The organism is Neohoeflea coraliihabitans (assembly GCF_019334345.1).
GTDB classification, from domain to species: Bacteria; Pseudomonadota; Alphaproteobacteria; order Rhizobiales; family Rhizobiaceae; genus Pseudohoeflea; species Pseudohoeflea coraliihabitans.
On the sequence record NZ_JAHWQX010000004.1, the window covers coordinates 439,581 to 462,054 of the forward strand.

Consider the following 22,474-nt stretch of genomic DNA (forward strand, 5'->3'; position numbering starts at 1 on the left):
TGAGCTGTGAAAAGGAACGATCCCATGGCGTTCATCGACGAACTGATCGAACTTGCGGCCCAGCCGGACGATCGCCTGCCGCCCAAGGCGATGATGCTGGCGCGCTATTCGTTGCTTGACTGGCTGACATGCGGTGTTGCCGCGATCGATGAACCATTGGTCACCAAATTGCGCCAACTGGCCGAAGAGGAGGGCGGCAAGCCGGTCGCCCCGCTGTTTGGCGGCGGCATGGCACCGGCGCGCATGGCAGCCCTGGTCAACGGTGCCGCAAGCCATGCGCTCGATTATGACGACACGCATTTCGCGCATGTCGGACATCTTTCAGTCGGCATCTATCCGGCGGCGATGGCTGCCGGAGTGGAGCAGGACCTTGGTGCCGATGCCATCCTTAAGGCCTTTGTGGTCGGCGCCGAAGCAGCCATCCGCATCGGCCTCGTTCTCGGACGCGAGCACTATCTGATGGGCTTCCACCAGACTGCCACCGCCGGTGCATTCGGGGCGACCATCGCGGCGGCGCGCCTTTACAAGCTCGATGACCGGCAATTGCGCAATGCCCTGGGCTTGTGCGCCACCCGCGCCTCGGGCCTGAAGTCGCAGTTCGGCACCATGGGCAAACCCTACAATGCCGGTATTGCGGCCTCCAATGGCATCGAATGCGCCAGGCTCGCCGCACTTGGCATGACCTCCGCCGATGACGGCCTACTCGGCGTGCAGGGTTTTGTCGAGACCCACACGCCGCAGGGCAGGGGCATGGCGGGCGCCGATACCGCTGGCCGGCCGCAAGGCGGCGCGTTTCTGTTCGAGGACAACAAGTATAAATTGCATGCCTGCTGCCACGGCCTGCACGCCATGATCGAGGCTGTTCTGGATGCCGAGGCGTTGTGCGGGCGCGCGATCAAGGACGTTGCCGCCATGACGCTGCGCACCAATCCACGCTGGCTGCGCGTGTGCGACATCAAGCGGCCGCGCACCGGCCTCGAGGTCAAGTTCAGCTACAACTGGCTGTTTGGCATGACAGTGCGCGGCGACAAGACCGGCGACGATCGCGCCTATACCGACGCGCTGGCCGCCGATCAGGAACTGGCTGCACTTGCGGAATGCATCGAGGTGATCGGCGATGAATCCCTCAGCGATCTGCAGGCGGAAGGGGTGGTGACGCTGAGCGATGGCACGACGGTGCCGATCAGCCATGATCTCGCCGCGCCGCTGCCCGAAGACGTGCTGGCAGAGCGACTGCAGGCCAAGGCGGTCGCCATTCTCGGCGACCGGGGCAACCGGATATGGAACCAGCTTGGCGGGCTGGATGCTCTGGCTGCCCGTGACATCGGCGCGCTGATGGCACCTCGCGCCTGAGTGTCGGCGAAACCGTGCTCACCGCCGGCGGAACGCCCGCTATTCATCCCTCGGCAATTCCGCCTGCCACAGGCGCCGGTTGATCAGGTCGCGCACCACTTCGCGGCACAGATCCTCGGTCTGGCGGGTGGCGCGCGTCACACGGTTGGTCGAGCGGACCAGGTAGATGCTGCGCCTGAGGCGCGGTTCACCGATCGGCGCACCGACCAGCGTTCCGGCGCTGACAAGATCGTGCACGGCCGCCGGTGAGAGTATCGTATGGCCGCTGCCGCGCGCCACCAGCGCCTTGATCTGCGGCAGCGAATCCATCTCGGTCGGCACATTCAGTGTAAGCCGCTCGCTCTGGGCGACCCGGTCGATATAGGCGCGCAGCCCGTGCCGCTCGGAGGGCAGCACCAGTTCGGTCTCCGCAACCTGCGCAAAGGTCACCGGCTCGCCCGGCGCACTCTCGAACGGCCAGCAATCGCTGGCGGCGTAGATCCACAGATCCTCGATCAGCAGCTCCGAGGAGGCGCACTCGCCGATATTGGTGTTGTCATAGAGCAAGGCCATGTCGATCTCGCCCTTCAGCACCCATTCGCGCAGGTGCCCGGACATGGCCTCGGTGGCGGTGAATTGCACTTTCGGCATTTCGACCCGGATCGTCTCGGCCATCGGGATCGAAAGGGCCATCGAGATCGACGGCGTCATCCCGAAGGCGACGCGGCCCGAGGGTTCGGCACCGATATCAACGACGTCACGCTGCGCTTCCTCGATCATCGCCTCGATAGCGCAGGCATGCAGGTGCAGCCGTTCTCCCGCCTCGGTCGGCGCGATGCCGCGCGCCGAGCGCACCAGGAGTTCGGTGCCCAGCACGGCTTCGAGATTGCGCACCAGTTGCGACAGCGAAGGCTGCGCGATGCCCAGGTTGCGCGCCGCGCCGCTCATCGAGCCACTGTCGATGATCTCGCGAAAATATCTCAGCTGACGTGAATCCATTTTACCTCTCGACTGGAGGACATAAGTTGAACCTATCGGGGCGCTGTCAACAAGCTATTTGCGCCGCAGGCGGTAAATTTCGCATCTTGATCACTGTAACCTGCAAGGAGGCAAGGATGCCCGATCTCGAAGGTTTGACGGTGGTTTCCGTCGAACATGCCGTTGCCGCACCCTACGCCTCGGTCAAGCTGGCAGATGCCGGTGCGCGGGTCATCAAGGTCGAGCGGCCGGAAGGTGATTTTGCGCGCAATTACGACGCCCTTGCCGCCGGCAACAGCGCCTATTTTGTCTGGCTCAACCGCGGCAAGGAGTCAATTGCCCTCAACCTCAAGGATGATGCCGACAAGGCGGTGCTTGCCGCGCTGCTCGAGGACGCCGACATCCTGATCCAGAATCTCGGCCCCGGGGTCATGGATCGCCTTGGCTTTGGCGCCAGTTCCTTGCGTGCCCGCCTGCCGAAACTGATCATCTGCTCGATTTCCGGCTATGGCAGCGACGGGCCGCGCGCCAGGCAGAAAGCCTATGATCTGCTCATCCAGGCCGAGAGCGGTCTTTCGGCGATCACCGGCACGCCGGAGGAGCCGGCGCGCGTCGGTGTCTCCGTGTGCGACATCGCCGCCGGGATGACCGCCTATCAGGCGATACTCGAAGCTCTGATCGGGCGCGCCGCAAGCGGCGAGGGGCGGCATATCGAGGTGTCGCTGTTTCACGCCATGGCGGATTGGCTCAATGTGCCCTATCTGCAGTACCGCTACGGCGGCAAGCCGCCACAAAGGCAGGGGCTGCGCCATCCCACCATCGCGCCCTACGGCATCTTCACCTGCGGCGATGGCAAGGAACTGCTGATTTCGGTGCAGAATGACCGCGAATGGCGCGCCTTGTGCACCGCCTTGAATATCGGCGATCTCGCCGACGACCCGCTCTTTCGCACCAACAATGCCCGCGTGGCCAACCGCGACAAGGTCGACGGGGCGATCGACACCGAACTCGGCCGGCGCAGCCGCGAGGACAACACCGCCTTACTGGATGACGCCCGTATCGCCTATGGCAGGCTGTCGGACATGGAAGATCTTGCGCAGCATCCGCAGAGCCGCTTTGCCGGCATCGACACGGACAATGGCCCGCTCGATATCCTCGCTCCGGCGGCTGTCATTGACGGTCAGCGGCGGGAAAATTACGGCACGGTGCCGCAGCTGGATGCGCACGGCGCGGATATTCGCCGCGAAATTGCCGCCCGCGCGGCGCGCCGGTCGTCCTGACCGGCGAACCCGGCCGCGGGAGCGCGGCCGGACGCTTCGCCACCTCACTCACGATCCGATAATATCTTTCAATACAGCCTCTTGGGCTGAGATTCGGACTCAGATTGTCAGCCGCGCAAGGACGGCCTGTCGAAAGCTCAATAGCTGCGCGGCATACCGAGAACATGCTCGGCAAGGAAGGACAGGATCAGGTTGGTCGAGATCGGTGCCACCTGATACAGGCGCGTCTCGCGGAACTTGCGCTCGACATCGTATTCCTCGGCAAAGCCGAAACCGCCGAAGGTCTGCACCGCCGCTTCCGCAGCCTCCCAGCTGGCCTCGGCGGCCAGCATTTTCGCCATATTGGCTTCCGCGCCCGGATTTTCCCCGGCCTCGTAGCGGCGAATGGCCTCGCGCACCATCAGTTCGGCGGCGCGCATGCGTGCATAGGACTGGGCAATCGGGAAGGAGACGCCCTGGTTCTGACCGATCGGACGGCCGAACACCTCGCGCTCGCTGGCATAGGATGAGGCTTTGGCAATCAGCCACTTGGCATCGCCGATGCATTCGGAAGCGATCAGGATGCGCTCGGCGTTCATGCCCGACATGATGTAGCGAAAACCCTTGCCTTCCTCGCCGATGAGGTTTTCCGCCGGCACCTCGACATCGTCGAAGAACACTTCGCACGAGGAATGATTCATCATCGTGCGGATCGGTGAAATCGTCAGGCCATGATCCTTCGCCTGCTTCATGTCGAGGATGAACACCGACAGCCCGTCGGTCTTTTTCTTCACTTCCGAGACCGGCGTCGTCCGGGCGAGAAGGATCATCAGATCGGAGTGCTCGGCACGCGAGGTCCAGATCTTCTGGCCGTTGACGATGTATTTGTCGCCCACCTTCTTGGCGAATGTCTTCAGCGCGGTCGTGTTGGTGCCGCTCGTCGGCTCGGTGACGCCGAAAGCCTGCAGCCGCAGCGATCCATCGGCAATACCCGGCAGATAGCGCTTCTTCTGTTCCTCATTGCCGTGCCGCAGCAAGGTGCCCATCGTGTACATCTGCGCATGGCAGGCGCCGGCATTGCAGCCCGCGCGGTGAATTTCCTCGAGGATTGCCGCGCCCGCCGACAAAGGCAGGCCGATGCCGCCATATTCTTCGGGGATCAGGGCCGACAAATAGCCTTGCTCGGTCAGCGCCGTGACGAACTCGCTCGGGTAGGCCCGCTGCTCATCCTTCTGGCGCCAGTATTCGCCGGGGAAACCCTCGCACAGCTTGGCAACGGCATCGCGGATTTCCTCATGCATCTCGATGGTGGTCATGGCGTCGGCTTCCTCTGTTTTGCCGGACATCTAGCATCCCTGCCGATTCTCCGGCAGACCGCATGGATGATCGCCCTTATAAAACCCGCCTATGCCCCGGTTTCACCTCGGCCATCCGGGCGCGCTGCGGCACCGGACCGCCGGCAGCGCGCCCGGATGTTGACATGAAACTCGTATTGCTCTTTGACCTAGATGTCGCCAACCAACATTCTAGCAACCTCGAAAACCGAACCTCCGGAAATCCGTGCCCATGACACCCGACAGCAAGCCGAGCTCTTTCAAGCAGAACATTCGGGCCGTCTCGCGGGCAATTGCCGTCCTCAATTCTTTTGCGGGCAAGGACGCGCAGACGCTTGCCGAGGTGAGTGCGGCAACGGGGCTGGACAAGGGCACGACGCGCCGGCTGCTCTTGACCCTTGTCGAGAACAACTACATCGCCCTTGATGCCGCCAACAATCAGTACCGCCTCGGCAGGGCCATCCGCGATCTTGCCTCGAATGTCAGCGATTCCCAGGACCTGCGCACGCTGGCGCAGCCGGCTCTGCTGGAACTGGCGAGCGAATTGAGCGTGACCGTCTTCCTTTCCGTCTTCAAGGAAGGGGCCGCCGTTTGCCTGGCCCGCTATCACGACATGCGCGGCCTCGAGGTGCATTGGTGGCCCGTCGGCGGAACCCTGCCGCTCAATTGCGGCGGCGCGCCGAAACTTCTGCTCGCCTACCAGCCTGAAGAGGAAATCGCGCGGCTCGTCTCCGAGCCGATGCAGCCGCTCAACGAGAACTCCATCGTGTCACCTGATGATTTGCGTCAGCGTCTGGCACTGATCCGCGAGCGGGGTTTCGAATGCGCCGTCGATGATGTCGCCATCGGCATCACGGCGCTGGCCGTGCCGGTTCTTGATGCCGACAACAAGCCGATTTGCGCCGTCTCGATCGCCGGGCTGACGCCGCAGATGATCAAGAACGGCGAGCCGGTGCCGCTCGAGCGGCTGCGCCAGACGGCGCGACACATCCGCGGTCGACTCGGCCTGTGAGCGACAGGAAATTGGGTCCGGCAGCCTGGGGGCTGGGGAGTTGTCTGTTTTGTCCATGGGTTATCTAGTGAAATGCAGTTGACTGGGTAACACGTCATCGTTAGCGTGGCGCGCCATGGAGGAGGGTGACGTGCGGACGATTGACAGCGGTTCATTGCAGCTGAGCTTGATCAGGGAGTCTGTCGGGGCGGCGTTTCCGCCGGCCACCTTGTTCCCGGACTTTGGCGACGAGATCTTTGCGCGCGCGCCCGTCGCTCTCGGTCCCTCCTACTACAATGCCGAAAAGCAGAAACTCGTCTCGAGTATTCATTCCTGGCTCTTGTGTCTCGACGGCAAACTGGTGCTGATCGATACCGGCTATGGTCGCGGCAAGGAAAACGGCATCGCCGAAGCGCCGTTCTTTCTCAGCTTGGCTGCCGCCGGCGTTGCGCCCGCCGACATCGATCTAGTTGTTCTGACGCATCTCCATACCGACCACATGAAGAACAACACCATTGCCACCGCCGACGGGTGGCGCCCGGCCTTTCCCAATGCGCGTTATGTTGTCGGGCGCCGCGAATACGCCCATTGGCAGCCGGGAGGCGCCGGGCTGGCGCTTCATCCCGGCCAGGCGCCGATACTCGCTGAAACCGTTGTGCCGCTGGTCGAAGCCGGCTGTCTCGACCTGATTGACGACGAGACCGAGCTCCTGCCGGGGCTGCGCACCATGCCGGTCCCCGGTCACACCGCCACCCAACTGGCGCTGCTCATCGACAATGGCGAGCAGCTCTTCGTCCACGCGGCCGACAGCATTCATCATCCGTTGCAAGTGCACCGCCCGGAATGGGGATCGTCGCTGTGCGAGGATGGGCCGCTGGCCCTGCGCAGCCGCCTCAAGGTGCTCGATCTGTGCGCCGAACGCGGCGCGATCCTGATGGCGTCGCATTTCGCCGGAACGGGCGCAGCCAGCATCACGCGCAGTGCCGATGGCTTTCATTTCGAGCCGGTCGAGATCACCCGATCCCCTCGTGCGGCCCACCCAGAACCGCAGCCCGTCCGGCCACAGGCCGTCTGATAACGCCGGGCAAGACACGTTTCGCCAATCCGCCCGCTTCGAGAGCACCCGAGATGACAAGCACCGCCCCCGCCGATCCGAGAATACCTGCCCGTGACGATTGCGTGCTCGGCCCGCTCTTGGAAAAGCGCGCCGCCGCGCATCCAGACAGGATCTACGCCGTCTTCGAGGGCGGACTTGAGTGGAGCTACGCCCGCACCCTTGAGGAAACGCGGCGCACGGCGGCCGGTCTGCAGGCGCTGGGCCTGAAGGCCGGACAAACCCTGCTGATCGCCTTGCCCAATGGTCCCGATGCGCTGCGCGTCTGGTTCGCTGCCAATTACCTCGGTGCCATCGCCGTCAACGTCAATCCGGCCTATCGCGGCGCGCTCCTGCAAAGGGTCATAGAGAATTCGCAAGCGCGCATTTTCGTTGCGGAATCCGAGTTGATTCAACACATCAACGCGGTTGAGCGCGGCGACCTCGAGACCCTTGTCGTTTTCGGCACAGACCAACTGCCGGGCAGCGAGCTGGCGGTGGTCGGAAGCGCCGCTCTCGACGCGGCCGGCAGTGCGCCGACACCGCCTGAGCGGGAGATCCTGCCCTTCGAGACCCAGTGCATCATCTACACCTCGGGTACCACCGGGCCGTCGAAGGGGGTCATGTGCTCATATCTGCATATCCAGACAGCCGGCAAGGCGGTGTATTTCCTGACAGGCGAGGACCGCTATCTCGTCAATCTGCCGGTCTACCACGTGGCCGGCATCCTGCCGTGCATGCTGATGCTCTGGCTCGGCGGTTCGGTCGCCGTCATCGAGCGGTTCCGCACCGGCGCCTTCTGGCAGGTCATCGCCGAGACCAAGGCGACATTCGCCATCCTGCTCGGCGTCATGACGCGCTATCTGCTGTCGCAGCCCGAATGTCCCGAGGAAAAGCTCGGGCATCTGCGCCACATCATCCAGCAGCCGCTCGACGAAGACGGCAAGGCGCTGCGCCAGCGCTTCGGTTTCGATATCTACACCTCGTTCAACATGACGGAAGTCTCCCTGCCGATCGTCTCCGGCCGCAACCCCGTGGTGGCCGGCATGTGCGGCCGGGCGCGGGATGGCGTCGAGTTGCGCATCGTCGATGAATGGGATTGCGAAGTGGCCGACGGCGAGACCGGCGAACTGATCATCCGCACCGACCAGCCCTGGGCGATGACCCACGGCTATTTCCGCGACGCGGAGGCCACTGCCAGATCCTGGCGCAACGGCTGGTTTCACACCGGCGACGTGTTTCGCAAGGATGACGACGGCAATTACTATTTCGTCGATCGCCTGAAGGACACGATCCGCCGGCGCGGCGAGAACATTTCCTCCTTCGAGGTCGAGACGGCCCTGATGGCACATCCCGCGGTGCGGGAAGCGGCGGCGGTGGCGGTCGACAGCGAGATCAGCGAAAGCGAAGTCATGGCGGTCCTCTCGCTCGTCGACGGAGCGACGCTCGATCCGGTTGATCTGATCGCGTTTCTGCGTCCGCGGCTCGCCTACTTCATGATCCCGCGTTTCGTTCGGGTGCTGGACCAGTTGCCAAAGACGCCGACCGGCAAGATCGAGAAGCATGTCCTGCGCAGCACCGGTCTGTCCGCCGGCGATGTCTGGGACCGCGATACCGCTGATGTAAAGGTGCGTCGCGGCTGAGCGGCACAAGGTTCAACGTGATCAACCGATCCGCAAGCAGGGAAAATGCTTTGCAATTCAACTCTCTTCTCATCGCCAATCGCGGCGAAATCGCCATCCGCATCGCCCGCGCCGCGGCCAATCTCGGCCTGACCTCAGTCGGCATTGCGCCGAAGGACGATGCCAGCTGCCTGCATCTGGGCCACGTCGATCGCGCCCGTGATCTCGAGGGCAGCGGCCCCGCCGCCTATCTCGACATCGAACAGATCATCGGCATAGCCCGCGACGAGGGCTGTGACGCCATCCACCCCGGTTACGGCTTTCTCAGTGAAAGCGCCGAGTTCGCCCGCGCCTGTGAGGCGGCGGGGATCGTCTTTGTCGGGCCGCGCCCGGAAACACTCGCCACGTTTGGCGACAAGGTCAGCGCCCGCAAGACCGCCGAGCGTCTCGGCGTACCGCTTCCCGAGGGCTCGCAGGCGGGCATCAGTCTCGACGAGGCGCACAGCTTCATGGAGGGCCTGGGTGAGGGCGCCGCCGCGATGATCAAGGCGGTGGCCGGCGGCGGCGGCCGCGGCATGCGCGTCGTGCGCAGCCTTGATGCACTGGCCGGCGCCTATGCCGTCTGCCGGTCCGAAGCCAGGACCTCGTTCGGCCGCGATGAAGTGTACATCGAACGCTATGTGCCGCGCGCCCGCCACGTCGAGGTGCAGGTGCTCGGCGATGGCGACGGCACAGTCATCCATTTCGGCGACCGGGAATGCAGCCTGCAGCGCCGCCACCAGAAGCTGATCGAGATCGCGCCCTGTCCCGGCCTGTCAGCCTCGCTGCGCCAGCGCGTCATCGATGCTGCCCTGACATTGGCGCGGGACGTGCAGTACCGCAGTCTCGGCACGTTCGAATTCCTTGTCGACACGGCGGCCGGAACAGACGGCGCCTTTTATTTCATGGAGGCCAATCCGCGGCTGCAGGTCGAGCACACCGTGACCGAAGAGGTGGCAGGGATCGATCTCGTCGAAACCCAATTGCGCCTCGTCGGCGGCGCCAGCCTTGCCGATCTAGGCCTCGATGCGGACAACCCGCCGGCGCTGCGCGGCTTTGCCATCCAGGCCCGCATCAACATGGAACGGATGATGGCCGATGGGTCGACGGTCCCAGGCAGCGGTACGCTGACAACCTTCGATATCCCGTCGGGACCCGGTATCCGCGTCGACAGCCTCGGCTACACCGGCTATCGCGTCAGTCCCTCCTACGATTCGCTGCTCGCCAAGATCATCGCCGTCTCCCGCCAGCCGGATTTTTCCGGCGCCCTGAGCAAGCTCAGGCGTTCCCTTGATGAAACGCGCATCGAGGGGGTCGACACCAATCTCGATTTCCTGCGCGCTCTTCTCGGACATCCGGCACTCGAGGCCATCGACTTCCACACCCAGTTCGTCGAGGAGGCCCTGCCGGATCTCCTCGCGGTGCAGCCGCCGCGCCCCCGGTTTTTTGACAGGGCCGGCGCACCGGCCTCATCCGCGCCGGCGGGAGGACTACCGGCCGCCGCTGCGCCCGAGGGACAGCTTGCCATCGTCGCGCCGATGCCCGGAGCACTATCGCAGATCCGTGTGGCACCGGGGACGGCGGTGGTGGCCGGGCAGGAGCTGGCGCTGGTCGAGGCGATGAAGATGCAGATGGCCGTGGTTGCCCCGGCCGATGGCGTGATCAGCGCCGTCCACGTCTCGGACGGTGACATCGCCGATGCGGACACGCCGTTGTTTTTCCTGGCGCCGCAGGAGGGTTCGGGCATCGAGGCGCGCAAAGTCGAGACCGTCGATCTCGACGAGATCCGACCGGAACTTGCGGAGCTGTTCGAGCGCCGTGCCGGCCTGCTCGATGAAAATCGCCCCGACGCCGTGGCCAAGCGTGAAAAGATCGGCAAGCGCATGGTGCGTGAGAATCTCGCCGAGTTCTTTGACGAGACCCGCTATGACGAATTTGGCAGCCTGACCTTCGCCGCGCAGCGTTCGCGGCGCTCGATCGATGAACTGATCCGCGTCAGCCCCGCCGACGGCCTGATCACCGCCATCGGCACCGTCAATTCTGACCTGTTCGACGCCGAGCGCAGCCGCTGCATGGCGATGGCCTATGACTATACGGTTTTTGCCGGCACCCAGGGGTTCAATGGTCACCACAAGCAGGACCGCATGCTCCGCATCGCCAGCGACTGGTCGCTGCCGATCATGCTGTGGGCGGAGGGCGGCGGCGGGCGTCCGGGCGATACCGATTTCCAGACCCAGACCGGATTGGCCTCGACCACCTTTGCGCATCTCGCCGCGCTCAATGGCAAGGCGCCGCTGATCGGGGTTGTGACCGGGCGATGCTTCGCCGGCAATGCCGCAATGGCGGGCTGCTGCGATGTGATCATCGCCACAGAGGATGCGAGCCTCGGCATGGCGGGACCGGCGATGATCGAGGGCGGCGGTCTCGGCCTGGTCAAGCCCGACGAGGTCGGCCCGATCAGCGTTCAGGCTCCGAATGGCGTCGTCGATCTGGTTGTCGCCGATGAACGCCAGGCCGTCGCCGAGGCACGCCGCTATCTCGGCTTCTTCCAGGGAGACCTGGCCGGTTGGGAGGCCGCCGACCAACGGCACCTGCGCCACGCCGTGCCACAGAACCGCATGCGTGCCTATGACATCCGCGCGCTTCTCGACCTGTTCGCCGACAGCGGATCAGTGATGGAACTCCGACGTGCCTTCGCCCCCGGAATGATCACGGCGCTGATCCGCCTGAAGGGCAGGGCGGTCGGCGTCATTGCCAATGATTCCCGCGTACTCGGCGGCGCCATTGATGCCGATTGTGCCGACAAGGCCGCACGTTTCATGCAGCTTTGCGACGGGTTCGGCATTCCGCTCCTGTCGCTCTGTGACACGCCGGGATTCATGGTCGGCCCGGAAGCGGAAAAGACGGCGCTCGTCCGCCATGTCTCGCGCATGTTCATCACCGCTGCGTCGCTGTCGGTGCCGATGGTCACGCTGGTGTTGCGCAAGGCCTATGGACTTGGCGCCATGGCGATGGCCGGCGGCAGTTTTCATGCCCCCGTTGCTTCGCTCGCCTGGCCGACCGGCGAATTCGGCGGCATGGGCCTCGAAGGCGCGGTGCGGCTGGCTTACCGATCCGATCTCGCCGCCGCCGCGGAGGGTGCTGAGCGCGACGCGCTGTTCAACCGTCTCCTCGACACGCTCTACGAGCGCGGCAAGGCGCTCAACGTTGCCGCCGCGCTCGACATCGACGACGTCATCGACCCGCAGGACTCCCGTTCGCGCATCGCCGCCGCCTTTGCCGCCGCCGGAACCATTGCCCGGGGCGGGCGCGGGCGCCGAATCGACACCTGGTAACGCCGAAACAGCTGGATTTCCGCCGTCCGAAGCAGAACGCGGTTGCAATATGCATCGATTCGTGGAATTCATTGTGTGAAAGGCATTTCATCTGATGAAATTATGGGAGGATATAGGATGAAAAGACTGACCAGCTATCTCTGTGCCGCGACGGTGCTGATGACGATCGGCGCCAAGGCCGAGGAACTCCGTTTCGCCATCGGCGTGCCGGACAATTTCACGATGGTCGACGCCATGCGCTACTTCAAGGAGAAGATCCCGGAGCGCACCGACGGCGAGATCACCGCTCGCCTGTTCACCGGCTCGTCGCTGCTCAGCTTCACGGAAACCTTTTCGGGCATCCGTGATGGCATCGCAGACATGGGCTACGTCGTCTCCTCCTACCACCGTGCCGAACTGAAGGAGACGAACCTGATCGGCGATCTCGGCATGACCGGCTCGAATCTTGTCGTCATGGCCGGCGCCGCCAGCGAGTATTGCCTGACCAGCGAAGAGTGCCGCCAGGAATATCTCAATGAGGGGCAGGTCTTTCTCGGATTCACCTCGACCGCGCCTTACCGTTTGATCTCGACCACGCCGATCAAGAGCCTCGAGGACCTGAAGGGCAAGCGCATCCGCAGCTTCTCGGCCTTTGGCCGCTGGGCCGAGGCCGTGGACGCCGTGCAGGTCAACCTGCCGGCCGGTGACATCTACGAGGGATTCTCGCAGGGCACCATCGACGTCAACACCCATCCCTATGAGGCTTTCGTCACTCTCAGCCTGAAGGACGTGGCAAAATACGTCACCGACCTGCCGCTCGGCACGTTCTTCATCAACGCGCTGTTCAACACCAATGTTGATGTGTGGCGCGGCTGGGACGAGGAGACCCGCCTGGCTGTGCTCAACACGGCCGCCGAAGGCATTGGCCGCGCGGCCGCGGCCACCTATGCCGGTGATATCGAATCCCACGAAAAGGGTGTCGCCGACATGGGCGTCGAGGTCGTCACCCCTGACGCCGAGGTCATTGCCGCCACCGAAGCCTTCGTCGAGGAGGATGTTCCCGGCATCGCCGAATTGAACGAAACCAAGTTCGGCGTCACCGATGCGCAGGCCAAGATCGACCGTTTCCGCGGTCTCGTCGACAAATGGGAAGGCCTGGTTGCCGAGATCGACGCCAGCGCTCCGGACCAGGTCGCCGATCTGTTCCGCGACAACATCTACGGCGACACGGACAAGGCCAGCTACGGCATGTAAGCTGACACCGCGCGGCCGCCCGCTCATGAGGCGGCCGCGCAGCACGGTTCCGGGGGGAGGCGAATGCTCTACAGGATCGGACGGGCACTGGCTCGCATCCTTGATGCCACACAGGTCATCGCGGCCATCCTGGTGATCGCCATGATGGTGCACATCGTCCTGGATGTTGTCATCAAGTTCACCACCTCTCAGGGTTTTCCCGCCACCGTCGAGATCGTCACCCATTACTACATGGTCGGCGTCGCCTTTCTGCCGGTCGCCTTCGCCGAACGGATGAATGCGCATATCTCGGTCGAGGTTCTGACCCAGACGCTCTCGGACCGGCTGCAGAACTTCGCGCTTTACATTTCCTGGCTGTTGTCGATCGTCGTCTATTCGGTGCTCACCTACCGCACATTCCTCGATGCCGAGAAGAAACGCGACGTTGTCGCCTTCATCTTCACCCAGGGCGTGCGCATCGACATCTGGCCCAGCTACTATTTCCTGCCCATCGGGTTCGCCCTGATGACCCTGACGCTTGTCTACCGCTGCGTCGTCTTCTTCCTGCCCGCCAACGATGGGCTCGGTGGCGGACGCGGCTCTGACGAGCCGGGCGCCAAGCCGGCCGAGGGGATCGTCGAATGACCGATCTTGCCATCGGCTTCGCCGGCATCGGCGTTGCCGTCTTCCTCATTCTCGCCCGCATCCCGATCGCCGTGGCGCTGACCACGGTCTCCTTTGTCGGGATCATGCTGCTGGTCGGCGAACGGGCCGCCTTCGGCATCCTGACGGCAGTGATCTACGACTTCGTCGCCAAATGGACGCTGACCTCCATTCCCATGTTCCTGTTGATGGGCTTCCTCTGCTTCCATGCAGGACTGACGCGCGGCCTGTTCAACATGTGCCGCGTCTGGCTGTCGCGGCTGCCGGGCGGCCTCGCCATCACCGCAGTGGTCGGCTCCGCCGGCTTTGCCACCGTCTCCGGATCGAGCGTCGCCTGCGCTGCCGCCATGGGCCGCATCGCCGTGCCGGAAATGCTGCGCTACGGCTACAAGCCCGAGCTGGCGACCGGCTCCATTGCCGCTGCCGGCACCATTGGCGCATTGATCCCGCCATCGATCCTCCTCATTCTCTTCGGCACATTCACCCAGACGCCGATCAGCCTGTTGTTTCTCGGCGGGATCGGCGCCGGCTTGCTGACGGCAATCTCCTACATTCTGCTGATCATCATCCGGGTGAAGCTCGATCCGTCGCTGGCGCCACCGGTCACCGAGGTCATCAGCCGCGAGGAGCGGCGCGCCGCGGCAAAGGAAACCTGGCCGACCCTGCTGTTGATCCTGATCGTCTTCGGCGGCCTTTTCTCCGGCGTCTTCACCGCCACCGAGGCCGGCGCGGTCGGCGCCGCGGCGTCATTCCTCGTTGCCGCGCTCAATCGGACCCTCAGCCTGCGCGTCATCTGGCTCGCCGTGCGCGAGACCACCTTCACCACCGCGACCATCTTCGTCATCACCATCGGCGCCAATCTGCTGACCCGCTTTCTATCCTTGAGCGACGTCGCCGGCGAACTCTCGCAATTCGTCATCAGCTTCGGCGCCGAGCCCTGGATCCTCGCACTCGGCCTGGTCGTCCTCTATCTGATGCTCGGCCTGATCCTCGAACCGCTCGGCGCCCTCCTGCTGACACTGCCGGTCGTGCTGCCGGTGATGCAGGCCTCCGATGCCAGCCTGATCTGGTACGGGGTGCTGATCGTCAAGCTGCTCGAGGTCGGCATGATCACGCCGCCGGTCGGGCTGAATGTCTTCGTCGTCAAGAGCGTCGTCGGCGACAGGATATCCACCTCGGCGATCTTCCGGGGCATCTGGTGGTTCCTCATCGTCGACGTCATCGTTCTCGGCCTGATGATCGCCTTTCCGCAACTGATCACCTTCATTCCCGATCTGATCGGCACCTGACGGCGCGCATCCGCGCGCTGCCCTTTCCCAACCGGCTGGAGGACCGATGAAAACCCGCATCACCGAATTGTTCGGCATCGCCCATCCGATCATCCAGGGCGGCATGCACATGGTCGGCTATGCCGAACTGGCAGCGGCGGTCTCGAACGCTGGCGGTCTGGGCATCATCACCGGCCTGACGCAGGGCACGCCCGACAAGCTGGCCCGGGAGATTGCCCGCTGCCGCGCTCTGACCGACAAGCCGTTCGGCGTCAATCTGACCTTCCTGCCGACCGTTCAGTCACCGGATTATCCCGGTCTGATCAAGGCGATCATCGACGGTGGCGTCAAGATCGTCGAGACCGCCGGCAACAACCCTCAGGCCGTGCTGCCGCATCTGCAGGCTGCCGGCATCAAGGTGATCCACAAATGCACCTCGGTGCGCCATGCGCTGAAGGCCCAGTCGATCGGCTGCGATGCGGTGTCGGTCGACGGCTTCGAATGCGGCGGTCACCCCGGCGAGGACGACATTCCGAACATGATCCTGTTGCCGCGCGCCGCCGATGCGCTCGACATTCCCTTCGTCGCCTCGGGCGGCATGGCCGATGGCCGCTCGCTGGTCGCCGCTCTGGCGCTCGGCGCCGATGGCGTCAACATGGGCACCCGTTTTCTCGCCACCCGCGAAGCGCCGGTGCATGACCGCGTCAAGGACGCCATTGTTGCCGCCAGCGAACGCGACACACGCCTGATCATGCGCGGCCTGCGCAACACCGAGCGCGTTCTCAACAATCCGGCCGTCGAAAAGGTGCTGGCCACCGAACGCCAGCGTGGCAGCGACCTGGTCTTCGAGGACATCGCGAATGAGGTCGTCGGCGTCTATGGTGCCGTCATGAAGGACGGCGAGACTGATCGCGGCGCCTGGTCCTGCGGCATGGTCGCCGGCCTGATCGATGACGTCCCAAGCGCCGCCGAACTGATCGAGCGCATCATGAACGAGGCGGATGCGATCATCACCGGGCGATTGGCGCAGCTCAATGCCGGGAAGGGAGCCTGATGTTCGATTGCCCGATCGAAGAGTCCGGTGGCGTCCTTTCCGGACCCGTCCGCCAGCCGCTGCAGATGCTGTCGGAGCAGGAATACGGCCATAACGGCACGATCCATGATGATGCGACCGCCCGCAGCGTCGGCTTTGAGGGTGGCACCATCGAGGGGCCGACGCATTTCAGCCAGTTTGTTCCGCTCTGCCACGCCCTGTGGGGCGACGACTGGCTGGCGCGTGGCTGCCTCTCGGCCCGTTACCGGGCACCCGCCTATGAGGGCGACAGCCTGCGCGCCTTCCTGCGGCGTCCGGACAAGGACGGCGCTGTCGCCGAAATATGGATGCAGCGCGACGACGGCACCGAGATCCTGCGCGGCACCGCCTCCCTCGGTCCGGACTTTCATGACACGGCGCTGACGCGCCGCCTTGCCGAATTGTCTCCGGCCCGCCAGCCGGTCATTCTGTCCAATGTCGAGATCGGCGCCCGCGTGCCGCGCCTGCCGGTGCGCCTTGATGCCGACCGGCGGGTCGGCAAGCTCTATCCCTTTTCGCTGGCCGACAAATTGCGCCGCATCACCGAACCCTCGCCGCTCTACACGGCGGCGCAGGCGCCCTGGGACCGCCCGCTGGTGCCGTTTGAAATGATCAGCGTGCTGATGCAGCACAGCTGGGAGGACAGGTCGGTCGATATCAAGGGACCGGCGGTCGGTCTGTTTGCCGACCAGGAGATCCGGCTGCTCGACGGTCCGGTCTTTGTCGGGGAGGACTACGAGGTCGACCGCGAGGTGGTGTTTCTGAGCGAGAGCCGCCGCACCGAGAGCGTCTGGATCCGCACCCGGCTGCTGCGCCCCGGCAGCGACGAGGTGGTCGCCGAAATGCTGCTCAACTGCGCGTTCATGAAGGAATCCTACGCGCCCTATGAGAGCGAGCGCAAGGCGCTTTACGGCGGCTGACCGCGGCTAGAGCGCAGGCCGCCAAGGGTTGTGAAGAGCAGTTGGCGGCGGGCAGGCGGGGCGGCGACAGAGGCAAGGACAGACGGAATGGAGTATTCGGACATTCTCTGTGAGAAGGCGGACGGCCTTCTCACCATCACCCTCAATCGTCCCGATCGGATGAACGCCTTCACCTATGGCATGCGTGACGAACTGCTCGACGCGTTCGACCGCGCCGATGCCGATGATGACGTGCGCGCCGTCATCATCACCGGAGCCGGACGGGCTTTCTGCGCCGGTGCTGATCTCGCCGGCGATGGCGAAAGCCTGAAGGGCGAGACGCCGGACGCGCCATTTCGCGATGGCGGCGGCATGGTGACCCTGCGTATGTTCGACCTCAACAAGCCGATCATCGCCGCATTCAATGGTGCGGCGGCGGGTATCGGCGCCACACTGTGTCTTGCGGCAGACGTACGGATTGCCGCATCGCATGCAAAATTCGGCTTCGTCTTCACGCGTCGCGGCGTTGTGCTCGAAAGCTGCGCCGCGTGGTTCCTGCCGCGCATCGTCGGCATGCCGCAGGCGTTGCGCTGGGCGGTTTCAGGCGCGCTTTTTCCCGCCGCCGAGGCGCTGCGCCACGGTCTGGTGTCCGAACTGGTCGAAGCGCAGGAACTGCTGCCGCGCGCCCGGGAGATCTGCCGCGAATTGACGGCCGACACCTCCGCCGTCTCGGTGGCGCTGGTGCGCCGCATGCTCTGGCAAATGGCCGGGGCCGATCATCCGATGGAAGCGCATCGGATGGAATCGGCCCTGTTCGGCGCCATGGGCAAATCGCCCGACGCGGCCGAGGGCGTCGCCTCCTTCTTTGAAAAACGTCCGCCCGCCTTCCCCATGCGCCCCTCGCGGGACATGCCGGACACGGCGCGCTTCTTCGCCGCGCCCGACTATGAGGACGAAAGCTAGGCGCGCGCGCCTCAGCGCTTTCTGTGTTTTGACAGGATCGAGGTGCCGGCGGCCGCGAACATGCCGCCGAGACCATGCGCCAGCGACACGTCGATATTGTCGCACTGTGCCGCCGCTGTGCCGCGCAATTGCCGCACGCTCTCCTGCACCGCATACATGCCGTAGCGCCCCGTATGGGTATAGGACAATCCGCCACCCGTGGTGTTGACCGGCAGGCGGCCACCCGGCGCCGTGGCGCGGCTGGCGATCAGATCACCGCCTTCGCCGCGCTTGGCAAAGCCGAGGGCTTCCAGCGCGAAGATCGGGATGTGCGCGAAGGCGTCATAGAGCATCAGGTGATCGATGTCGTCCGGGCCGACGCCGGCCTCTTTGAACGCCATGGCGCCCGACTGCGCGAACACATCGGCAAACGCCATATCCGGCATCTGGCTGATCAACGCCTCGCCATAGGCCTCGCCCGAGCCCCACAGCCACACCGGCGTTTCGCTGAGATCGGCCGCCCGCTCGGCAGCGGTGACCACCAGCGCGCCGCCGCCATCGGTCACGACGCAGCATTCGAACAGGTGCACCGGCCAGGCAATCATCTTCGAGGCCAGCACGTCGTCGACGGTGATCGGGTCGCGCAGCATGGCGCGCGGTGTTTTCGCCGCCCATTCGCGCTGCACGACAGGCACCATCGCCAGCGTTTCCGCCTTCATGCCGTACTGGGCCATGTAGCGCGTTAAGGGCAGGGTGAGGGCGGTGGTCGGTCCGACCGTACCGTAGGGTAATTCGAACTGCCGGTGCAGGTCGGTGAACTGCATGTCGACGGCCTCGCGGCCGATGCCGGACCGGCCGCTTTCGCCATGCGCGATGAGCACCGTTTTGCATTGCCCGGCGGCAATCGCCGCCGCCGCGTGCCGCAGATGCACCATTGTCGAGCAACCGCCGATATCTGTTCCATCCAGCCAGCTTGGCTTCAGACCCAGATAATTGGCCACCAGGTTGGGCCGCTCGTAGCTGGTTGCCAGGCCGTCGACATCCGCGAGGGTAAGGCCCGCATCGGCCAGCGCGTCGCGCGCCGCCTCACTGATGAGTTCAAGTTCCGACATGTCGTCGACAATGCCGATGCGCCGGGTTTCCGCGGCGCCCACGATTGCGAGTTCGGTCAATGCTCTGTCTCTCTGGTTAGCGCTTTGGGCGGAAATGCAGCAGGGTGACGCCGTCAGCGGCGTCAAAGAATACCGGCTCCAGCGCCATGTCGACCAACAGCTGCTCGGGATCGGCCGGGCTGTCGACGATCTGCGTCATCAGCCGCGGGCCCTCCTCCAGTTCGGCGATGCCGACACAGTAGGGGCGCTCGAATTCGGGCACGCGGGCCCGGCTGATGACGAAGGAATAGAGGGTCGCCTTGCCGGAAGCCTCGACGACCTCGACGGCATCGCTGCCGCAGTGCGGGCAGAAGCTGCGCGGCGGAAAACAGGTTTTGTCGCAGGGCGTGCAGTGCTGCAGCAGGATCTTGCGCTCGGCAATCCCCTTCCAGTAGTGCGCGGTCTCGGGGGTCGGTCGCGGAACCGGCCGCGTCGCGTTGGTGGACATGGTCACCCTCCTTGCCAATTGTCTGGCTGCTTTCATTTCATACCGTGACTGCGATTTCAACTATTGACACGGTTCGAAACGGCGAACTAGCTTGCCGCGCAATCCATGGCCCGCCAGGCCGCAGCCATTTGTGGTGTGGTCCACCTCCCTCTCGACGGGACATTCGTCCGCAACAACCGCCGGAGAAAATCCACATGATCAGGTACGACATTCGCCCCGATGGAGTTGCGGTCCTTCTCTGGGATCTGGAGGGCCAGGCCGCCAATGTCCTGACCGGCGACAGCATCGAGCGCTACGGCGAACTCGCCCGCCGCGCCATCGCCGATCCCGCCGTTCGCGGCGTCGTTGTCGCCTCCGCCAAGAAGGATTTTCTCGCCGGCGCCGATCTCACCAAGATCCTGCCCGGCGACATGGACCGCGACACCTACGAGAAGCGCATTCTCGGCTTTCACCGGATTTACCGCGACATCGAGACGTCCGGCAAACCGTTTGTCGCCGCGCTGAACGGCAGCACGCTCGGCGGCGGCTATGAACTTGCGCTGGCCTGCCACTATCGCATCGCCGCCGATAATCCGTCCGCGCGTTTCGGACTGCCGGAAGTGACGCTGGCTCTGCTCCCGGGCGGCGGCGGCACGCAGCGTCTGCCGCGTCTGATCGGCATCGACAAGGCCTTGCCGCTGATTCTGTCGGGCAAGGTCCTGAAGGTCGCCGAGGCGCTCGACCATGGCATGCTCGACGCGATCGCCAGTGCCGACCAGTTGCTCGAGACCGCCTGCCGCAAGGCGCTCGAGCTGGCCGCCGGGGACGTCGTGCAGCCCTGGGACCGCTCGGACGCCGCACCGCAGGTGAAGGACAATGCGGCATTTGAAAAGGCGGCAGAGGACATGCGCGCCCGCACACGCGGCCTGCAGACGGCGCCGGAGCGCGCTCTGGCCAGCGTGCGTGAGGGCATGGCCATACCGTTCGATGACGGCATTGCGATCGAAACCCGGAATTTTGTCGACTGCTGCTTTGACCCGCAATCGTCGAACACCATCCGCACCAGCTTTTTCGCAGTGCGCGCCGCGCGCAAGCTCGCCAGCCGCCCGGACGGCGTGCCGACGCGGCAGTTTTCCCGCATCGGCGTGCTCGGGGCCGGCATGATGGGCGCCGGCATCGCCCAGATCGCCGCCGCAGCGGGCATCGAGGTCGTTCTTCTCGACACGACTATGGAACAGGCGGAAAAAGGTCGGGACGGGATCCACGCACGGCTCGAACGCCGCGCCCGCGGCGACCGGGCGGCCCTCGACAAGGCCGAAGGGCTGCTGGCCCGCATCGAACCGACCGACGACTTCGACCGCCTCGCCAATGTCGATCTGGTTGTCGAGGCGGTGTTCGAGAACCGCGCGGTCAAGGCCGATGTGACGCGGCGCGCCGTCGCCAGAATGAAGCCGGGCACCGTCTTTGCCAGCAACACCTCGACCCTGCCGATCACCGGTCTCGCCGAGGCCAGCAGCCAGCCCGATCTTTTCATAGGCATGCATTTTTTCTCGCCGGTCGACCGCATGGCGCTGGTCGAGATCATCATGGGCGAGCAGACCTCGGACACCGCACTGGCGCACGCCCTCGATTTCCTCAAGGCGGTGCGCAAGACGCCGATCGCCGTGCGCGACGGGCGCGGCTTCTACACCAGCCGGGTGTTCGCCACCTATATCTACGAGGCGCTGGAAATGCTCGAGGAGGGGGTGGCGCCGCATCTGATCGAGGAAGGCGGTCTTCTGACCGGGCTGCCGATGGGTCCGCTGGCGCTCAGCGACCAGTTGTCGATCGCGCTGGCCTACAAGGTGCAGTGCCAGGAACGCGCTGATCTCGGCGATGCCTTCAGGGAAACCGCCGCCTATCGCGTCTGCCGGCTGATGGTCGACGAACTGGGACGCAAGGGACGCAGCGATGGCGCCGGCTACTATGATTATTCGGCAAACGGCGACAAGTCCCTGTGGCCCGGCCTCGCCGGACAGTTCGAACCGCTGGCCGATCAGCCCGCCCCCGCGGAACTGGCGGAACGCTTCTTGATGCTGCAATCGATCGAGACGTTGCGTTGCCTCGAGGAAGGGGTGCTGCTGCGACCGATCGATGGCGATGTCGGTGCGGTGCTCGGCTGGGGCTACCCCGCTTTTCGTGGCGGACCGGTCGCCTATGTCGATACGCTCGGGCAGGCGGCCTTTCTTGCCCGTTGCGAGCACTACGCGGCGCGCTATGGCGAACGTTATGCCCCGCCGGAAAATCTGCGCCGTATGGCGGCGAATGGCGAGCGCTTTTACAGCGCCGCCGATCCGTCCCGCTTCTGAAAGTCTGGTTCTGATCTGGCCGCTTGGCCTCTTCGCGAGCGCCCGCCGCCTCAGTCGGCTTGGGTTGCCGCGCCGACCAGCTTGTCGAGGGCGCCCTGCATCTTTTCAAACGATGCATCGGCCCCTTCGACGCCGTGACGCGTTTTGATTTCGGACGGCTGCTCATAGGCGACCATCGTCTTGCCATCCGCTTCCCAGACCAGCACCCGGAGCGGCAGATCAAGCCCGGCGCGCCGATCAGCGGCAATCACCGGCGTGCCGATCTTCGGGTTGCCGACAACGATCAGCATGGTCGGCTCCATCTCAGTGCCGACGGAGCTCGCACCCTCGGCATGGTCAATCTGTGCGAAAATCGTCGCCCCGGCCTTCTCGGCGGCGCTGACAAAGCGCGTCACCGTCTCATCAACGCTGTGCGGGCTGGTTGTTTCCATCAGTTCGGCGGCGTTCGCGCCAAGGGCAACAACGCTCAGCGCCAGACCGGCGACTAAAGATTTCAGCATGGGTAGATC

18 protein-coding genes are annotated in these 22,474 nt (G+C 64.6%); 13 read left to right on the top strand and 5 right to left on the bottom strand.

All coding sequences use genetic code 11. The features are described from left to right. Positions 1-24: 24 nt before the first annotated feature. Positions 25-1,353: an MmgE/PrpD family protein gene (locus KY465_RS16890; protein WP_219203253.1), complete on the top strand. Its 1,329-nt coding sequence runs from the start codon at positions 25-27 to the stop codon at positions 1,351-1,353. A 39-nt stretch (positions 1,354-1,392) separates the two neighbouring features. Here KY465_RS16890 and KY465_RS16895 read toward each other — a convergent pair whose 3' ends face one another. Continuing rightward, positions 1,393-2,331 (bottom strand): LysR substrate-binding domain-containing protein, encoded by a 939-nt coding sequence (locus tag KY465_RS16895; RefSeq protein WP_219203254.1) that lies wholly within the window; start codon positions 2,329-2,331, stop codon positions 1,393-1,395. Positions 2,332-2,447: 116 nt separating this feature from the next. Between KY465_RS16895 and KY465_RS16900 the strand changes: the two genes are divergently transcribed. Then, complete coding sequence (locus KY465_RS16900) at positions 2,448-3,590, top strand: CaiB/BaiF CoA transferase family protein (RefSeq protein ID WP_219203255.1); 1,143 nt, start codon at positions 2,448-2,450, stop codon at positions 3,588-3,590. A 137-nt stretch (positions 3,591-3,727) separates the two neighbouring features. On the opposite strand, the gene KY465_RS16905 is transcribed toward KY465_RS16900, so the two are convergent. Next, positions 3,728-4,885 (bottom strand): acyl-CoA dehydrogenase family protein, encoded by a 1,158-nt coding sequence (locus KY465_RS16905; RefSeq protein ID WP_219203335.1) that lies wholly within the window; start codon positions 4,883-4,885, stop codon positions 3,728-3,730. 250 nt (positions 4,886-5,135) lie between these two features. On the opposite strand from KY465_RS16905, the gene KY465_RS16910 reads away from it, so the two are divergent. From KY465_RS16910 to KY465_RS16955, 10 genes are all read left to right on the top strand, one after another. Continuing rightward, the gene (locus tag KY465_RS16910; protein ID WP_219203256.1) at positions 5,136-5,915 is read left to right on the top strand and encodes an IclR family transcriptional regulator; all 780 of its coding nucleotides are present in this window, start codon (positions 5,136-5,138) and stop codon (positions 5,913-5,915) included. Positions 5,916-6,045: 130 nt separating this feature from the next. Next, positions 6,046-6,969, top strand: a complete 924-nt coding sequence (locus KY465_RS16915; protein ID WP_219203257.1) for an MBL fold metallo-hydrolase — start codon at positions 6,046-6,048, stop codon at positions 6,967-6,969. Positions 6,970-7,022: 53 nt separating this feature from the next. Next, positions 7,023-8,630 carry an AMP-binding protein gene (locus KY465_RS16920; protein ID WP_219203258.1) on the top strand — a complete coding sequence of 536 codons (1,608 nt, stop codon included), beginning with the start codon at positions 7,023-7,025 and terminating at the stop codon, positions 8,628-8,630. A 50-nt stretch (positions 8,631-8,680) separates the two neighbouring features. Then, positions 8,681-11,983, top strand: coding sequence for an acetyl-CoA carboxylase family protein (locus KY465_RS16925; RefSeq protein WP_219203259.1), 3,303 nt, complete (start codon positions 8,681-8,683; stop codon positions 11,981-11,983). Positions 11,984-12,100: 117 nt separating this feature from the next. Next, positions 12,101-13,216 carry a C4-dicarboxylate TRAP transporter substrate-binding protein gene (locus tag KY465_RS16930; protein WP_219203260.1) on the top strand — a complete coding sequence of 372 codons (1,116 nt, stop codon included), beginning with the start codon at positions 12,101-12,103 and terminating at the stop codon, positions 13,214-13,216. A 63-nt stretch (positions 13,217-13,279) separates the two neighbouring features. Further along, on the top strand, positions 13,280-13,840 hold the full coding sequence (locus KY465_RS16935) for a TRAP transporter small permease (RefSeq protein WP_219203261.1): 561 nt from the start codon (positions 13,280-13,282) through the stop codon (positions 13,838-13,840). Further along, positions 13,837-15,147, top strand: a complete 1,311-nt coding sequence (locus KY465_RS16940; protein ID WP_219203262.1) for a TRAP transporter large permease — start codon at positions 13,837-13,839, stop codon at positions 15,145-15,147. Before KY465_RS16935 ends, KY465_RS16940 begins: the two co-directional genes overlap by 4 nt. A gap of 46 nt (positions 15,148-15,193) precedes the next feature. Beyond that, entirely contained in the window at positions 15,194-16,180 is a 987-nt protein-coding gene (locus tag KY465_RS16945) for an NAD(P)H-dependent flavin oxidoreductase (RefSeq protein WP_219203263.1), read from the top strand. After that, positions 16,180-17,118, top strand: coding sequence for a hypothetical protein (locus KY465_RS16950; RefSeq protein WP_219203264.1), 939 nt, complete (start codon positions 16,180-16,182; stop codon positions 17,116-17,118). The genes KY465_RS16945 and KY465_RS16950 overlap by 1 nt, the downstream gene beginning before the upstream one ends. An 87-nt stretch (positions 17,119-17,205) precedes the next feature. Beyond that, positions 17,206-18,060, top strand: coding sequence for an enoyl-CoA hydratase-related protein (locus KY465_RS16955; protein WP_219203265.1), 855 nt, complete (start codon positions 17,206-17,208; stop codon positions 18,058-18,060). Positions 18,061-18,071: 11 nt separating this feature from the next. On the opposite strand, the gene KY465_RS16960 is transcribed toward KY465_RS16955, so the two are convergent. Both KY465_RS16960 and KY465_RS16965 read right to left on the bottom strand, forming a co-directional pair. Beyond that, positions 18,072-19,151 carry a thiolase C-terminal domain-containing protein gene (locus tag KY465_RS16960; protein ID WP_255561792.1) on the bottom strand — a complete coding sequence of 360 codons (1,080 nt, stop codon included), beginning with the start codon at positions 19,149-19,151 and terminating at the stop codon, positions 18,072-18,074. Positions 19,152-19,227: 76 nt separating this feature from the next. After that, complete coding sequence (locus KY465_RS16965; protein WP_219203267.1) at positions 19,228-19,638, bottom strand: Zn-ribbon domain-containing OB-fold protein; 411 nt, start codon at positions 19,636-19,638, stop codon at positions 19,228-19,230. Positions 19,639-19,832: 194 nt separating this feature from the next. Here KY465_RS16965 and KY465_RS16970 point away from each other — a divergent pair, with 194 nt between their 5' ends. Further along, positions 19,833-21,965: a 3-hydroxyacyl-CoA dehydrogenase NAD-binding domain-containing protein gene (locus tag KY465_RS16970; RefSeq protein ID WP_219203268.1), complete on the top strand. Its 2,133-nt coding sequence runs from the start codon at positions 19,833-19,835 to the stop codon at positions 21,963-21,965. 50 nt (positions 21,966-22,015) lie between these two features. On the opposite strand, the gene KY465_RS16975 is transcribed toward KY465_RS16970, so the two are convergent. Further along, positions 22,016-22,465 (bottom strand): DUF302 domain-containing protein, encoded by a 450-nt coding sequence (locus KY465_RS16975; protein WP_219203269.1) that lies wholly within the window; start codon positions 22,463-22,465, stop codon positions 22,016-22,018. Between the last annotated feature and the right edge of the window lie 9 nt (positions 22,466-22,474).

Excerpts from the sequence above, each read along its gene's own strand:
- KY465_RS16955 (WP_219203265.1), top strand. The coding sequence starts at position 17,206 with ATGGAGTATTCGGACATTCTCTGTGAGAAGGCGGACGGCCTTCTCACC.
- KY465_RS16960 (WP_255561792.1), bottom strand. The coding sequence starts at position 19,151 with ATGTCGGAACTTGAACTCATCAGTGAGGCGGCGCGCGACGCGCTGGCC.
- KY465_RS16945 (WP_219203263.1), top strand. The coding sequence starts at position 15,194 with ATGAAAACCCGCATCACCGAATTGTTCGGCATCGCCCATCCGATCATC.
- KY465_RS16895 (WP_219203254.1), bottom strand. The coding sequence starts at position 2,331 with ATGGATTCACGTCAGCTGAGATATTTTCGCGAGATCATCGACAGTGGC.
- KY465_RS16930 (WP_219203260.1), top strand. The coding sequence starts at position 12,101 with ATGAAAAGACTGACCAGCTATCTCTGTGCCGCGACGGTGCTGATGACG.
- KY465_RS16970 (WP_219203268.1), top strand. The coding sequence starts at position 19,833 with ATGATCAGGTACGACATTCGCCCCGATGGAGTTGCGGTCCTTCTCTGG.
- KY465_RS16910 (WP_219203256.1), top strand. The coding sequence starts at position 5,136 with ATGACACCCGACAGCAAGCCGAGCTCTTTCAAGCAGAACATTCGGGCC.
- KY465_RS16950 (WP_219203264.1), top strand. The coding sequence starts at position 16,180 with ATGTTCGATTGCCCGATCGAAGAGTCCGGTGGCGTCCTTTCCGGACCC.
- KY465_RS16965 (WP_219203267.1), bottom strand. The coding sequence starts at position 19,638 with ATGTCCACCAACGCGACGCGGCCGGTTCCGCGACCGACCCCCGAGACC.
- KY465_RS16890 (WP_219203253.1), top strand. The coding sequence starts at position 25 with ATGGCGTTCATCGACGAACTGATCGAACTTGCGGCCCAGCCGGACGAT.
- KY465_RS16920 (WP_219203258.1), top strand. The coding sequence starts at position 7,023 with ATGACAAGCACCGCCCCCGCCGATCCGAGAATACCTGCCCGTGACGAT.
- KY465_RS16940 (WP_219203262.1), top strand. The coding sequence starts at position 13,837 with ATGACCGATCTTGCCATCGGCTTCGCCGGCATCGGCGTTGCCGTCTTC.
- KY465_RS16975 (WP_219203269.1), bottom strand. The coding sequence starts at position 22,465 with ATGCTGAAATCTTTAGTCGCCGGTCTGGCGCTGAGCGTTGTTGCCCTT.
- KY465_RS16905 (WP_219203335.1), bottom strand. The coding sequence starts at position 4,885 with ATGACCACCATCGAGATGCATGAGGAAATCCGCGATGCCGTTGCCAAG.
- KY465_RS16935 (WP_219203261.1), top strand. The coding sequence starts at position 13,280 with ATGCTCTACAGGATCGGACGGGCACTGGCTCGCATCCTTGATGCCACA.
- KY465_RS16900 (WP_219203255.1), top strand. The coding sequence starts at position 2,448 with ATGCCCGATCTCGAAGGTTTGACGGTGGTTTCCGTCGAACATGCCGTT.